The organism is Roseofilum halophilum BLCC-M91, assembly GCF_030068445.1.
Classification (GTDB): domain Bacteria; phylum Cyanobacteriota; class Cyanobacteriia; order Cyanobacteriales; family Desertifilaceae; genus Roseofilum; species Roseofilum halophilum.
In genome coordinates this window covers 1-13860 of sequence record NZ_JAQPOK010000026.1, presented here as the reverse complement: position 1 = coordinate 13860, position 13860 = coordinate 1, and the positions used below count along the sequence as shown (strand labels likewise).

12 protein-coding genes are annotated in these 13860 nt (G+C 46.6%); 2 read left to right on the top strand and 10 right to left on the bottom strand.

Going from position 1 to position 13860, the window contains the following annotated elements:
- Positions 1–333 precede the first annotated feature (333 nt).
- The 3 genes from rbp to lgt form a co-directional block, all read right to left on the bottom strand.
- Positions 334–603: an RNA-binding regulator gene (gene rbp / locus PJF56_RS03475; protein WP_283761253.1), complete on the bottom strand. Its 270-nt coding sequence runs from the start codon at positions 601–603 to the stop codon at positions 334–336.
- A gap of 257 nt (positions 604–860) precedes the next feature.
- Entirely contained in the window at positions 861–1631 is a 771-nt protein-coding gene (gene cobM / locus PJF56_RS03470; protein ID WP_283761252.1) for a precorrin-4 C(11)-methyltransferase, read from the bottom strand.
- A gap of 196 nt (positions 1632–1827) precedes the next feature.
- A complete protein-coding gene (lgt, locus tag PJF56_RS03465) occupies positions 1828–2670 on the bottom strand; it encodes a prolipoprotein diacylglyceryl transferase (protein WP_347179432.1) in 843 nt (280 codons plus the stop codon).
- 38 nt (positions 2671–2708) lie between these two features.
- On the opposite strand from lgt, the gene rlmN reads away from it, so the two are divergent.
- Positions 2709–3785 (top strand): dual-specificity RNA methyltransferase RlmN, encoded by a 1077-nt coding sequence (rlmN, locus tag PJF56_RS03460; RefSeq protein WP_283761250.1) that lies wholly within the window; start codon positions 2709–2711, stop codon positions 3783–3785.
- A gap of 141 nt (positions 3786–3926) precedes the next feature.
- On the opposite strand, the gene PJF56_RS03455 is transcribed toward rlmN, so the two are convergent.
- The 5 genes from PJF56_RS03455 to PJF56_RS03435 form a co-directional block, all read right to left on the bottom strand.
- Positions 3927–4187 (bottom strand): hypothetical protein, encoded by a 261-nt coding sequence (locus tag PJF56_RS03455; protein WP_283761249.1) that lies wholly within the window; start codon positions 4185–4187, stop codon positions 3927–3929.
- Positions 4188–4630: 443 nt separating this feature from the next.
- Positions 4631–6751 carry a glycogen debranching protein GlgX gene (gene glgX, locus PJF56_RS03450; RefSeq protein ID WP_283761248.1) on the bottom strand — a complete coding sequence of 707 codons (2121 nt, stop codon included), beginning with the start codon at positions 6749–6751 and terminating at the stop codon, positions 4631–4633.
- 42 nt (positions 6752–6793) lie between these two features.
- On the bottom strand, positions 6794–7138 hold the full coding sequence (locus PJF56_RS03445) for an anti-sigma factor antagonist (RefSeq protein ID WP_283761247.1): 345 nt from the start codon (positions 7136–7138) through the stop codon (positions 6794–6796).
- A 21-nt stretch (positions 7139–7159) separates the two neighbouring features.
- Positions 7160–9205 (bottom strand): SpoIIE family protein phosphatase, encoded by a 2046-nt coding sequence (locus tag PJF56_RS03440; protein ID WP_283761246.1) that lies wholly within the window; start codon positions 9203–9205, stop codon positions 7160–7162.
- Between the two features lie 187 nt (positions 9206–9392).
- Positions 9393–9572, bottom strand: coding sequence for a hypothetical protein (locus PJF56_RS03435; RefSeq protein ID WP_283761245.1), 180 nt, complete (start codon positions 9570–9572; stop codon positions 9393–9395).
- Positions 9573–9577: 5 nt separating this feature from the next.
- On the opposite strand from PJF56_RS03435, the gene PJF56_RS03430 reads away from it, so the two are divergent.
- On the top strand, positions 9578–10819 hold the full coding sequence (locus PJF56_RS03430) for an L-lactate MFS transporter (RefSeq protein ID WP_283761244.1): 1242 nt from the start codon (positions 9578–9580) through the stop codon (positions 10817–10819).
- A 116-nt stretch (positions 10820–10935) separates the two neighbouring features.
- Here PJF56_RS03430 and PJF56_RS03425 read toward each other — a convergent pair whose 3' ends face one another.
- Both PJF56_RS03425 and PJF56_RS03420 read right to left on the bottom strand, forming a co-directional pair.
- Entirely contained in the window at positions 10936–11370 is a 435-nt protein-coding gene (locus PJF56_RS03425; protein WP_283761243.1) for an ATP-binding protein, read from the bottom strand.
- A 206-nt stretch (positions 11371–11576) separates the two neighbouring features.
- Positions 11577–13364 carry a sensor histidine kinase gene (locus tag PJF56_RS03420; protein WP_283761242.1) on the bottom strand — a complete coding sequence of 596 codons (1788 nt, stop codon included), beginning with the start codon at positions 13362–13364 and terminating at the stop codon, positions 11577–11579.
- Between the last annotated feature and the right edge of the window lie 496 nt (positions 13365–13860).

Here is a 13860-nt window from a genome sequence, read left to right as displayed (position 1 = left end):
AAATAAACCCGGTTTTCGATAGTTAGGCGGTTTTGGTTTATCAGCTAATTCACCTTTCCAAAATAGTTTTAGTAATTCTCTGAAGCTGCTAAAAGATTCAACAACACCATTGCATATTTGTTGGGCGCTAGAGGCATACATACCATTAAAATGTCTGTTCCATTTCATTTGCCCGCAAAGCTCGCCTTTTTTGACAAATTGATTTTCTTTAAACCAAACTTGTCGGGCATAATAAACCGAACAATATCACGGCGGTTGAAACCGCCGTTCGCTTTTCCGCCCCGCGTTGAAACGACGGGGCTACCAAGCTCTCGTCATTTTTCCGTGTGAATCTTAAAAACCTCTCTTGTTCCCCCTGTCCTCACGAGGTCGAGCTTTATTCACAGTTAATGTGCGACCCATCCAGTCAGCTCCATTAAGGGCAGAAATCGCACTTTCTTCTTCTGCATCACTGGATAACTCTACAAAACCAAATCCCCTCATCCGACCGGTCTCTCGGTCTTTTGGCAGAGTAATTCGTTTAACGGTTCCATAATCTTTGAAGACTTCTTGCATATCTTCTTGCGTAACCTCGAAAGAAAGGTTACCTACATAAATTGACATCGAGACTTTCCTAAATCAAAGCAAACGTTGAGAGAATCAGGTCTTGGGGAAAAGGTAGTTATATTTTACGGGAAAAGCCTGTAAATATTCAAACGAATTCACCCTTGTCTATTCTCGCTAACTATTTTAGCAGCATCCGATTGGTTTGGGAAGTCCCAACAGCCAAAGGTTTGCTTACATAGCCATGGCTGATACTTGGTCTGCTAACGTCAAGGGCATGGTTCGTAACCCTAAACTAGCCAAGGCAATATCTAGCGTTAAGGGCGAAACAAATGGGAGTGATCCGGATGATAAAGTTGCGATCGCCCTCCCATCCCCTGAAGCGCCGGACTAATCACATACAATGTCGTCCGTATTAACTCCTGTTCTTGAGTCTCGCGGGCCATCTTCTCCAATGGAACCACCACAATCTTCTCATCCGGCCATCCCAACCGATAACAAATGGCCACCGGAGTATCTGCCGGATAGTGCCGTAACAATTGCTCCTGGGAACGCTCCACATGACGGGCCGCCAAATACAAACACAAACTCGCTTGATGGGCCGCTAAAGACTCCAACTCCTCCCCCGAAGGCATTTGAGACGCTCGGCCGCTGACGCGGGTTAAAATAATCGTCTGTACCAACTCCGGAACCGTTAACTCCACCCCCAACCGGGCGGCCGCCAACTGAAAGGCACTAATTCCCGGTACAATTTCAAACGGGATTCCCGCCTCCGATAACCCTTGAATTTGCTCGCCGATCGCACTATACAAACTCGGATCGCCTGAATGCAAGCGCACCACTACCCGACCTTGACCCACTCCCTCAATCATCATCGGTAAAATTGACTCTAGGGTTTGATGGCCCGTAGCAATCAATTCGGCATCCTCGCGGGTATTCTGTAACATCTGCTTGGGAACCAAAGAATTAGCGTACAGAATCACATCCGCTTGGGCCAAAATCCGTTGAGCGCGAACCGTGAGCAATTCTGGGTCACCAGGGCCAGCTCCAACAATATAAACGGCAGGTTTTAGGGGGGTTTGAGTCATCGAAAAAATCTCAGAGTCGGCGATCGATCGCCGATCATAACAGCAAACAAGCCTCTATGGTTAGTCCATAGGGTCACTCAAATCCACAACAATCGGTCAATTCTTCCGGATTACCCCTGGGACGCAAGGGAATAAAGAAATGGTAGATGCACCCTGATCCAGCCCTTGGAGATTACCTCCGGGGCTTTTTTTTGGCTTATTCCTTCGTGTCCGCAGTCGAGACCACATCCGGCAAAGGGCGATCGAATACATAAAGCCAAACCAAGCCCAAAACCCCCAAGGAAATCGCCCCTACACTCACAAACTGGGCAATTCTCAGGCCTACGAACATTAAACTATCGGTACGCAACCCTTCAATCCAGACTCGACCCAAGCTATAGGCAATCAGATAAACCAGAAACAGCGTACCCAGTTTCAGGGGTCGTGTGCGGTTCAAACTCCAGAAGAATAAGCCCAGGAGCAGAGCAAACACCAGCAGATTCCACAGGGACTCATAGAGAAAGGTGGGGTGAAAATAGTCAAATTCAATATACTCTGGGGGCCGGCGATCGAGGGGAATAAACAACTTCCAGGGCAGATCCGTCGGTTTACCAAAGGCTTCCGAATTAAAAAAATTTCCCCAGCGCCCGATCGCCTGTCCTAAAATCACAGATGGAGCCACCAGATCCGTCAACATCCAAAAGGAAATCCGGTTCACTCGCGCAAACAGCAACGCTGCCAGTAGACCGCCTAAAATCGCCCCATGAATAGCGATTCCCCCTTTCCAAATGGCGAAGATTTGCCCTGGATTATCTGCATAGTTCGGCCATTGGAATAATACATAATAGAGTCGAGCCGCAGGAATCGCCCCCAGCACCAACCAGATGGCCAAATCCCCGATCGCCTCTGGATCGACTCCCCGACGTTCAGCTAAATACTGGGACAAGGTTACCCCCAACAACACCGCCGAAGCAATTAACAAGCCATACCAGCGAATCGCTAAATTACCAATTTGGAAAATAATCGGGCCAGGAGAGGCAAATTCAAAGGCTAGGGGCAAAATAGAAGTATTCCACCCAATATCAAGACCGATCATCAATGTCTCTCTCCCCGAAAGCATCTAACATCAATTCTCCAGTTATATCATCTCCTGTCCTGGACTCCCCCTTACTGGGCCAATCCCTAGAGTCTCTCACCACTTGGGTACAAAACCAGGGCCAACCGGCCTATCGGGGCCGCCAATTACACCAATGGCTTTATCAAAAAGGGGCGCGATCGCTGCAAGATATTACCGTCTTTCCCCAAGCCTGGCGACAAGAGATGGCCCAGGTCAATATCGGTCGTTCTACGCTCCATTATCGGGCGATCGCCCCCGACGGAACCATTAAATATCTCCTCCAACTCCAGGACGGAGCCATTATTGAAACCGTCGGCATTCCCACCGCCAAACGGCTCACCGTCTGCGTGTCCTCCCAAGTCGGATGCCCCATGGGATGTGATTTTTGTGCTACCGGTAAAGGCGGATTTACTCGCCATCTCCAACCCCACGAAATTATCGATCAAGTCCTCACCGTACAAAACGACTTTGGGCGGCGCGTCAGCCATATTGTATTCATGGGTATGGGTGAACCCCTACTTAACTTCGATGCTGTCTTAAACGCTCTCCACTGTCTCAATAAAGACGTAGGCATCGGCCAGCGACAAATTACCGTCTCTACCGTCGGCATTGCCAAACGTATCCGTCAACTCGCGCAAGTCAAACTGCAAATCACCCTGGCCGTCAGTCTCCACGCCTCCAACCAACCCCTGAGAGAACAACTAATTCCCAGTGCCCTGCGCTACGCCTTACCCGAACTCATGGATGAATGTCGAGAATACGTGAAACTTACGGGCCGACGCATTACCTTCGAGTATATTTTGTTGGGCGGCGTTAACGATCTACCCCAACACGCCTTAGAACTGGCTCACCTGCTACGGGGATTTCAAAACCACGTCAATTTAATTCCCTACAATCCCATTAGTGAAGTCGATTACCAGCGTCCCAATGGTCAGCGTATTCAGCAATTCCAGGATATTTTGACCCAGCATCATATTGCCGTCAGTGTTCGGTATTCACGAGGCCTAGAAGCCAATGCCGCCTGTGGGCAACTCCGAGCCTCTCGCGCTACTGAGTAATGAGTCATGAGTAAGATCAAGTCCGGTTAAGGGGAAAATAGAAGCGGGCAAGATGCCCGCACTCCCTCAATCTGAGTGATATTACTGGAGTGGGAGCATCTTGCTCCCTACATTTTTAATTAGCGAAGACTGCTAGATCTCCTATTTAGATCGCCCATTCCCCCAATAAATGCCTGGAGCATAGGCTTCTTTTACCCGCCCAGTACGGCTACAAGTGAGCAGGAAATAATCACAGGAAGGGCATTCAACTTGAGTTTGTTCTAACTTAACCAGGTGTTTGCGTTGAGCCGATGAACCGCAGTTCGGACAAGGCATGGGTTGAATCAGAGGAATATTGAACTCTGAGGCGTTGGTATCGGTGGATGAAGAGGGAATTTCTGATGTGTTAAAAGAGGTTTTCATGGTTTTTGAAAAATAGGTTTACAAAGGTAATTACTAAAGGGTTGAATCCACTTCCGGTTTTCTAAAAAATCAGATATTGCCTTAAGCGACTCGATAGAATACAGATATTATACTCAATCTTTGAGGAGAGTTATTCAGGGTTAAAATTCGGATATCGTCTATTTTGGTTGATCCCTGACCAGTTAAAACCCTTTATGAATCAAGGTTTGGGACTGCATTCACCAGGGAAAACTTTCCATGAAGTTCTGTAACCCTAATCTTAAAAATTAATTAAATTTAGTATTTTTTGATAGAAATTAACAGACGGCTTTTAGAAGAAAAATCTACATATCACAGTTTACATCTATTCGCGCTCAATCACAGAATATCTTTATATTTGAGCTTCCCAATATTAAGGAGTCAACGGCAGTTGACCCCTAGAGCATCAGAGAATAGAGAGAGACTTATCGTCCGACCAAGATCAATACGGAGCGATCGCACAATTTCTGTTCAAACTGATTTGTCAAAATCGGCTCTGTTCCCGGCTTCCAGCTTTTCTGAGCCGAAGTTAACCCCGTATCGGCAAACAAATGCCACTGTTTCCGATCCGACAATTGAGGAATTTCAAACGTCAGGGGTTCCCAATGCATATTCATCCCCACATAAATATAATCATCCTCCCCTTCTCCATCGTCGGCATGTTGACCGCAGAGCAGAAAGGCTAGAGTCCGGGAATAATCAGCCCAGTCCACATTCCACGCTTGGGTTCCATGCCAACTAATATCAGCATAGCCACTACCGACAAGATCTTGATGATGAAAATGGGTGCTACGTCGCAGCACCGGATGAGCATGACGGAAGGCGATACAGTGCTGGAAAAATTCAAAAATATCTGCATTGGTCTCCAGTAAAGACCAGTCGATCCAATTTAGCTCATTATCATGACAGTAGGTGTTATTATTCCCCTGCTTCGTGCGTCCCATCTCATCCCCCATTAAGATCATGGGTACACCTTGACTCACCATTAACAGGGCGATCGCATTTTTCACCAGTCGTCGCCTGAGTTCATTGATTTCCGGGTCGTCGGTTACCCCTTCTACACCGCAGTTCCAACTAAAATTATCATTGGCTCCATCCTGGTTTCCTTCCCCATTATCCTCATTATGTTTCTCGTCATAGGAGAACAAATCAAGCAACGTAAACCCATCATGGGCCGTAATAAAATTAATCGATGTCGTCGGAGGGCGGTTCATTTCCGCATACAAATCTGGAGACCCCATTAAACGGTGGGACATCTCCCAAACCTCTGCATCTCCCTTGACAAACTGGCGTAACATATCCCGATATTTACCATTCCATTCGGCCCACCGGCCAAAGGAGGGAAATGACCCCACCTGATAGAGTCCGCCTGCATCCCAAGCTTCCGCAATTAGCTTACACTTAGCCAAAATCGGATCGTAGGCTAACACTTCCAATAATGGCGGATTGGTTAACGGCGTGCCATCGCGATCGCGGCCTAAAATCGAAGCCAAATCAAACCGAAAGCCATCAATATGATATTCTGCCGCCCAATAGCGCAAACAATCCAACACAATATTGCGCACAATGGGATGATTACAATTGAGCGTATTACCGCAGCCACTAAAATTAAAATAATACCCCTCTGGGGTCAACATATAATAAACCTTATTATCAATCCCTCGGAAGGAAATAGTTTGCCCCAACTCATTCCCTTCGGCTGTATGGTTAAACACCACATCTAAAATGACTTCAATGCCATTTTTATGCAGCTCTTTTACTAACGCCTTTAACTCATCGACTTGCATTCCCAACTTTCCGGTTGCCGCATAACCCGCTTTAGGGGCAAAAAAACCAACCGTACTATAGCCCCAATAGTTATAAAGTCTCTCTCCGGTGTCGGGATTAAACCGATGATTTTCAAACTCATCAAACTCAAAAATCGGCATTAACTCCACCGCATTAACGCCTAATTCTTTCAGATAATCAATTTTTTCCCGCATTCCCGCAAACGTTCCCCGATATCTCTCTTTCACCCCCGATGAAGGATGCTGGGTAAAACTGCGAAGATGCATTTCATAAATGACTAAATTTTCTGGGGGTAATTCTAAAGGACAATCATTTTGCCAATCAAAATCATCAATCACAATTCGGGCCCGGTGCTGATAGAGATCCTTAAAATTGGGCATCTTCCCCCAGATATCCCGGCCCCCAATTACTTTAGCGTAGGGGTCCATAAGAATTTTACTCGGATCAAACCAATGGCCTGCGGTTTTATCATGGGGGCCATCCATGCGATAGCCATATTCAATATTTTCATAGTCCAGGTCAAATACCATCATGGAGTAAACATTCCCAATCCGGAATTCTTCAGGAAAGGGAATTTCGACCAAGGGTTCGGGATCGCCTTTGGTAAACAGGACTAGGGTACAGGAAGTTGCATGACTGGAAAAGATGGAAAAATTTACGCCTCCGGGTTCTAAGGTTGCCCCAAAGGGGAAGGGTTTTCCTCGGCGAAATTTGAAGGTTTCATAGGTGTGGGTGGGATGAATATCAATGCGTTCCATGGTTATAGGTTACCCCAGAAAAGATCGGCAAAGGAGAGTAATTTAGGCAAGGCTACGGGCTTCATCTATGGTTTCACAAATGGTAAAAAAGTCTAGGAAGCCAGTGATGGACATGGTGTCGCGAATTTCTTCCGATAATCCGACTAATATAATTTTTATTTTTTGCTCATTGATGGTTTTGTCTTCGGCTTTGCGATGTAAGACTAAGAGGGTTCTGAGTCCAGCACTGGACATAAAGGAAACACCGGTCATATTCAGTAAAACTTTGGGGGTCGAGCCAATGACCGGGAGAATTTGCTCTTGCAACGTGGGCGCAGTTTGTCCATCAATGCTTCCGGTGACTTCTATGAGGGTGACTGAATCTTCGGTTTGAATGTTAATTTCCATGTTTTTGGGGCAGTTTAAGACTTAAAGAGGATCGGCAGAGGGATCTGAGTTCACCTCATGTTCTAGAGGTACGGATAGAAAGGATCGCCTAACCACCAGTAGGGTCATATCGTCAAATTGATCGGTTTGACCGCGATGGGTGTTGATCTGATTGATAATCCGCTCTAGCAAGACAGTAGCAGATGTTGCGGGTTGTTCCAATATGGACAGTAAGCTTTCTAAGGAAAAGGACTCACCTTGAGGCGATCGCGCATCGGTGATGCCGTCAGTATATCCCAACAAGAGATCTCCGGGTTCTAAGGTAACCTGTCCTGTTTTGTAGTCTGCGTCTATGTTAATACCAACGGCCGGCCCAGTCGGGGGGAGAGAGTCTTTTACGCCACCTCTAGATTCCAGCACAAATAGGGGTAAGTGTCCTCCATTAATATAAACTAAGTTACCGGTTTCCCGATCGAGGATACCAAAAAACAAGGTGGCAAACATACCCAAGTTTCCGTGGTTTTTGGCTAAATAGTAGTTGGTTAATTCGACGGCTTTGAGGGCATTGAGTTGATGGGAGGCGTAAGGGTTGTCGTCTTCTGTTAAATGCAGGAGATCCGCGACGCTAAATTTTCCAGTTAAAACCAAGCCATCTAGACTGGTTTCTCCGGAAAAAATTCGCATTAAACTTTGAATTAAGGGCATAAATAGGGCGGCTCCGACTCCTTTATCGCAAATATCGGCAATTACTAAGCCGATGTGGCCGTCTCCGAGTTCAAAGGCATCGTAAAAATCGCCAGCGACTTGACGGGCGGGTTTAAACCAGGCTAAAACGTCCCAGTTGGGAGGATTGAGAATCACTAGGGGTTTGGCTTCATCCCGTTTGGGTAAAAAGTTGCGTTGAATTTGCCGACCTTTTTCTAATTCAAAGGTTAAGGCGGTGTTGGCGGCATAGAGGGCTTTATTGGCGGCTTCTAATTCTCTTGTGCGTTGAGTGACTTTATCTTCTAGGGTTTGGTTGGCTTGGGCCAGTTGACGAAAGCTTTTTTGAAGCTGATCGGCCATGCGATTGAAGCTATCGACTAAAATCCCGATTTCGTCTTCTCGCTTGACCTGGATTCTTGGTTTTAATTCGCCTGTGGAAAGGGTTCTAGAAACGATAATTAAATCAGTAATGGGACGAATGAAACTGGTGGCAATTAACCATACGGCTATGCCCATCACTAAGATGGTTCCTAGGGTTAAATAGACGGAAATGTGCCAAAAGTGCTGTTCGGGTTGGCGCAGTTCAGCCGCTTGTTGTTGAAGCAGGAGAATCAGTCCATTCCCCAGGGGTAGGGAGTAGCTTAACCAATGGTTTCCATCCTGGTCTTGTTGTTCAAAATGCTGTCCGGGGGAGGTGAGAGCGGGTTGAATTTCTGGGCGATCGCCCCAAGACATGAATTGGGGTTGGGAGAGGAGGGGAATATCTGGATGGATGAGAATGTAACCCTGACGGTCTAAGAGTATGGCATAGCCGGTTTCGCCCCATCGTAGCGATCGCAGTTGGCGACTGAGGGTGACTAAGTTAATACAGCTTCGCAGGACTCCAATCGCCTTGGTTTCTTCCCAGATTGGTACAGCCGAACACAACACGGGTTGTTGATCGGGTGCAGAAATGGAGGCTTCTATGGGCTTTTCTCCGGCGATCGCCTTTTCAAACCAGGCACTTTTAGCGACTATCTTGCTGCTCTTTTCCCGCGTACTGGCTACTTCTTGTCCTTGGCGATCGAAGGTTTGCACCCAAGTTAACCCATAGGTGTCCACCAAAAACCTTAAAATGGGTTCCTGACGTTCTTGATTCATACTCACCAGATCCGGAACTTGAGCAATATTACCGAGTATTTCCCGCGTTTTACTACTATAGGTCATCAGTTCCTGAGCCAGTTCCTGGGCGCGAATTTCTTGATTTTGTTCAGCACTCTGACGCATCCATGCTGTTGCCATAGAACGGGTTAACCAGGATACTCCCCATAAACTCGGAGTCACCACCAATAAAACTAAGACCGTAAGCTGAAAGCGTAAACTATGGCTAGAAAAAGATTTCATACGATGGATTAGGTATCCTCATCTCAAGGGGTGAATAGCTTTTTGCCCTAGTGTCTGAGATCCCATGTGTGGGTCATCAAGTTAGAGAGTGTGGAGGAGAGCAACAAGACTATCTCAGCCATCTCCTACCCTTGAGGTGGGCTAGATCAGACTTTTATTGTACCTGAAAATGGGGGCAATCGAATCTCTAATGCGCGATCGCTCTGGTGAGGCGATCGGCTGAGAATTTGGACGGCAGAGGAGAGAAATGTATCGAGACGGACACTTGATTCAACACTGCCCCCGATAAAATTGGCGATCGCTTAAAGGATGCAAGCGATAAGCTGCTGATGTCATCGATGAAAATCTTAGATCTTGGAGAAGTCAAAGCTTATGAGTCTCACCACTGATTATGAGCCAACAATCGACATCTTGGGAATACCTGCCAATCGAGGCAGATGGCTGTTTATTCCTTTGGGGATGACGATCTTGCTCTGCTTGGGAAGTGTCTATTCCTGGAGTATTTTCAGAACGCCTTTGGAAAATGAGTTGGGAATTAGTGCCACCCAAAGCCTATTGCCCTACACTTTTGTTTTGGTTTCCTATGCTGTATCGATGCCGATCGCCGGTTTTTATATTACTCGTATGGGTGTCCGCCTCACAACGGCGATCGGCGGGATTGTCGTCGGCTTAGGCTATATTCTTTCCAGCTTTGCCACCCATATTGGAATGCTCATCTTCACCTATGGGGTGATTGCTGGAACCGGGATTGGTATTGCCTATGGTGTGCCGATGGTGGTTGTCTCTCGCTGGTTTCCGGATAAGAAAGGGTTGGCTTTGGGGTTAACCATCGTTGGGTTTGGACTTTCGCCCCTGATCACGGCTCCCTTAGCGAACCAATTAATTGATGCCTATAGTGTTCGCTCCACGTTACGCATTCTCGGTATTGCCTTTATCGCGATTATTCTTGCTATTGCCCTGACGTTGAAGTTGCCGCCTAGGGACTGGCATCCTCAGCAGAATGCTGTAACTTCCTCATCAAGCTCAGTCTCAACCTATTCTGGAAACTTGTTCAAGAGTCGCTCTTTTTATGGACTGTGGATTTGCTACGCCATTGGCACTGTAGTGGGTTTGAGTGCGATCGGTATTTCCAGTCCAGTGGGGCAGGAAATCATTGCTATTAATCCCACTGTAGCCGCTCAGAGCGTGGCCTTATTTGCTCTGTTTAATGGGGTTAGTCGTCCCTTGTTTGGTTGGTTGAGCGATCGCTTTAAGCCCCACTACATTGCCATGTTGTCCTATGTGCTGATCTTAATCGGCTGTATATTAATGGTAAATGCTCAAACTGGACAAGTGGCTACCTATCTGATTGCCTTCTGCCTGTTTTGGTTCTGTCTTGGGGGCTGGCTGGCTATGGCTCCAACGATTACTTTGTGCTTTTTTAATCCCGATCGCTATGCCCAAAACTATGGCATTGTGTTCACCGCCTATGGTGTTGGTGCTTTGATTGGAACCTTGGTGACGGGGCGCGTTCGAGATTTATTTGGCACGTATAATTATGTGTTTTACTTTATGGCGCTTTTAGCGATTATGGGGATCGTTATCGCCCAGGTGCTGCTCAAACCGGAAAGGTAATAGGTAATAGGTAATAGGTAATAAGTAATAGGGTCGGAGAATTTGTTTCGCGCTATAAATTATTACTCATTACTCATTACTCATTACTCATTACTCATTACTTATTACTTATTACTCTAAAGCGGATCTAAGGAGTGTTCTTGCCGTTTAACAATAAACACATTACGATTAATCGAGCCGATGCGCTCATGAATAAAGCGATCCACGCTTTGGAGAGCTAAGTAAACTCCTAATCCACCACAGGGCCGTTGTTCGATCGCCACACTTAAATGGGCTGGTTCCTCTTCTTCTGTCGGATCGTAAACGGCTCCCGTATCTTCCATAGAAACCATCAGCTCTCCATCGGTGATATCTGCTCGAATATCTAAATCTCCCTTAATCCCCGCTTCTGTATAGCCATGAATAATAATATTGGTGGCAATTTCATCAACGGCTAATCTTAATTTATAAGAAGATTTACGATCTAACCCAGCTTCTTGAGCGACAGCTACAACATACTGCGCGATCGCAGACAAAGAATCCAGTTTTCCTGACGCGATTAAATGCTCCATTATCTTAAAAGGGTATCATAAACGACGAATTTTAAATAGGGATCAATTGGGGATCGGAGATTGGAATATACCAACTCAAGTTTTTTATTCTACAAGCTAAAAAAAACTGTGGCAGCCATTTGTGCTAAAATAGGACTGATTTTACCCCCACTTCAATCCTAATCCGATTGAGCGAAGGTTGGGTTTAAAATTAGCTTAAATTTACATCAATCCGATCGCCGCTCTGGAAGGTTAAACCCAAACCGCGATCCCTGAGTGGGGTAACTCTCAACGCTTAACCTACCACCATGGGCTGCTAAAATCCGATCGCATTGATACAGACCGAGAGAAATTCCGGTTAAAAGACGACGGGTTTGCCCGTTAGAGGCTTGGGGATCTAAGGAAAAGAGATAAGGAAGCTTGTCTGGGGCAATACCAACCCCATTATCGATCACCCAACAGGAAACGCCGTTACTCAGGTCAATTGGGAACTGAATTTGGATCTCGACTCCAGGGGGGTTATGTTTGACGGCATTGGAGAGCAGATGCTCAAATACCCGCCTAATGTATTGGGGATCGGCATCAACTAGGGGTAATTGTTCGGGTTGATAATAGTTGAGGTGAACCCCATTGTCAGCAAAATAGGTTTGGAAATCCTCTAGTACCCCCTCTAAGACTAGGGCGAGATTAACGGGTTGGGAGGCGATCGCCATTGGGTTATCGTCAAGGGTGGCGACTTCGAGTAGGGTATTGAGTTTTTGCAGTTGGCGATCGCCCCCATCCCTGAGTTTTTCCAAGAGCGATCGCCTCACCGATAGGGTTTCTCCCGGTTTTTTAAGTAAATTCTGATAGAACATCACCATCCCCATGAGCGTGGTGCGTAAATCATGGGCAATGGCTTGGAACAAACAATTTTTCAGTTGATTGGAGTGGTTTAAGGCTTCCTGATACTCTTGTAATTGCTGTTTTTGTTGCTCGACTGTGGCTTGTAATTGGGCGATCGCCATTTCTTTGCGGGTCATCTCTTCAGATAAACGATCTTGATGGTGGCGCAAAACCTGGTTTGTCAGTTGCAGTTCCGTTAAAGTCCCAACTAAGATCATGGCCGCGATCTCAATGGAAACCATGAAGACCTCAAGGGCGAAAATGGCTTCTTCTTGGGTCTTAGCCCTAGCGATGAACAGCCCCTGCTCGTCACTCAAACCCATGAAAGCCAAAATCGCGATCGATAAACTGGTCAAAAACACCCCCATCGCCCCATACCGACAGGCGGCCCAAACCACAAAGGGAAAACAGAGATATTCTAAAGGTATATTAACCAGGCTTTGCACCGAGCGATCGTCGATCCATCCCAGATGAGGTAGGCCAAATACCAGATAACTGAGGGCTAACCCAAGCACCAGAACGATCGCCCTTTCTATTTTATGGGTCAAGGAGTCAGGGCACTCAAGCGCCAACCCTTTCCTCACAGACCAACGGGTGATTCCATAGACCAGAATTGGGGTAATCAGCAGAACCCCCATACTCTCACCCAACCACATTCTCCACAGATGCTCAAATCCTCCTTGGGAACTGATGGTATGTAGCCATAGACCCAAAACCGTATCTAGGAAGGCAGCGATCCCTGTACTGACGATCGCGCCCCAAAAGATCAGCTCCAAAACTCGCTTGAGCTTCATCAGTTTGGGTTGCCATCCCCACCAGCGCAAGACATAAACGCCGATCGCAGCTCCCGTGGTATGGCTAATTGCTGCGGCGATCGCTCCTGGGAAGGACGCGCCTAAAACCAGGGCACAAATCCAACTCCCTAGGGCAACTCCGGGCCAAAACCGGATGCCATAAGCTAATAAGAGTCCCAGGGCTATGCCTGCGACTGGACAAATTGGAGGAATTGTATGGAAGTCAAGGATGACTATTGTTAGATAGGCTACGGTTAGATACAGTAAGGCGATCGCCCCAATAGACAAGGTGTATCGGCTGATTGGGTATCCCTGAATCAGGGTTTTGGTATCCATGGGTCATCGAGTATTCATGTCTTTCCTTTTTAGATTAAGGATGAATTGATACCGTGACTTCCTCCACTAGGGTGAATTTCTAGTCTTGAGGCATGAGTCAGCCGATCTTTGCTCTTGAAGGGATCGATACAGCGTTTTTCGATGTTATGAGGTACAGTAATCGAAATCTTCCTTGAGAGTGTTGTCCCATGAAAAGCCTGAAGAATGGGCACGCATAGCGTAAAAAATGGTTTTCCCTTCTGCCCATTACCCATTACCCTTCTGCCGCGCGAAGCGCTGTATTGTCGCGTTTGCGCCCCGGATTAAAATCACGGGGCTACCACGCTCCCGCTATTTTCCCGTGTTTTTTTAATAGGTATTGTAAAGTTTAATTAAAAATATAGTTAAACAGAGTTATGTATAGTAAATTATAGTCACTGCATCGATCTGACTCGGCCAAAAAAGCAGGAGTCGGAAAGATAGCATAGATTGATTGAGATGTAAATGTGTTCAAGAC

Coding starts and splice junctions, on each gene's coding strand:
- PJF56_RS03420 (WP_283761242.1), bottom strand. CDS start 13,364: ATGGATACCAAAACCCTGATTCAGGGATACCCAATCAGCCGATACACC.
- rlmN (WP_283761250.1), top strand. CDS start 2,709: ATGTCTCTCTCCCCGAAAGCATCTAACATCAATTCTCCAGTTATATCA.
- glgX (WP_283761248.1), bottom strand. CDS start 6,751: ATGGAACGCATTGATATTCATCCCACCCACACCTATGAAACCTTCAAA.
- PJF56_RS03430 (WP_283761244.1), top strand. CDS start 9,578: ATGAGTCTCACCACTGATTATGAGCCAACAATCGACATCTTGGGAATA.
- cobM (WP_283761252.1), bottom strand. CDS start 1,631: ATGACTCAAACCCCCCTAAAACCTGCCGTTTATATTGTTGGAGCTGGC.
- PJF56_RS03455 (WP_283761249.1), bottom strand. CDS start 4,187: ATGAAAACCTCTTTTAACACATCAGAAATTCCCTCTTCATCCACCGAT.
- PJF56_RS03440 (WP_283761246.1), bottom strand. CDS start 9,205: ATGAAATCTTTTTCTAGCCATAGTTTACGCTTTCAGCTTACGGTCTTA.
- rbp (WP_283761253.1), bottom strand. CDS start 603: ATGTCAATTTATGTAGGTAACCTTTCTTTCGAGGTTACGCAAGAAGAT.
- PJF56_RS03445 (WP_283761247.1), bottom strand. CDS start 7,138: ATGGAAATTAACATTCAAACCGAAGATTCAGTCACCCTCATAGAAGTC.
- PJF56_RS03425 (WP_283761243.1), bottom strand. CDS start 11,370: ATGGAGCATTTAATCGCGTCAGGAAAACTGGATTCTTTGTCTGCGATC.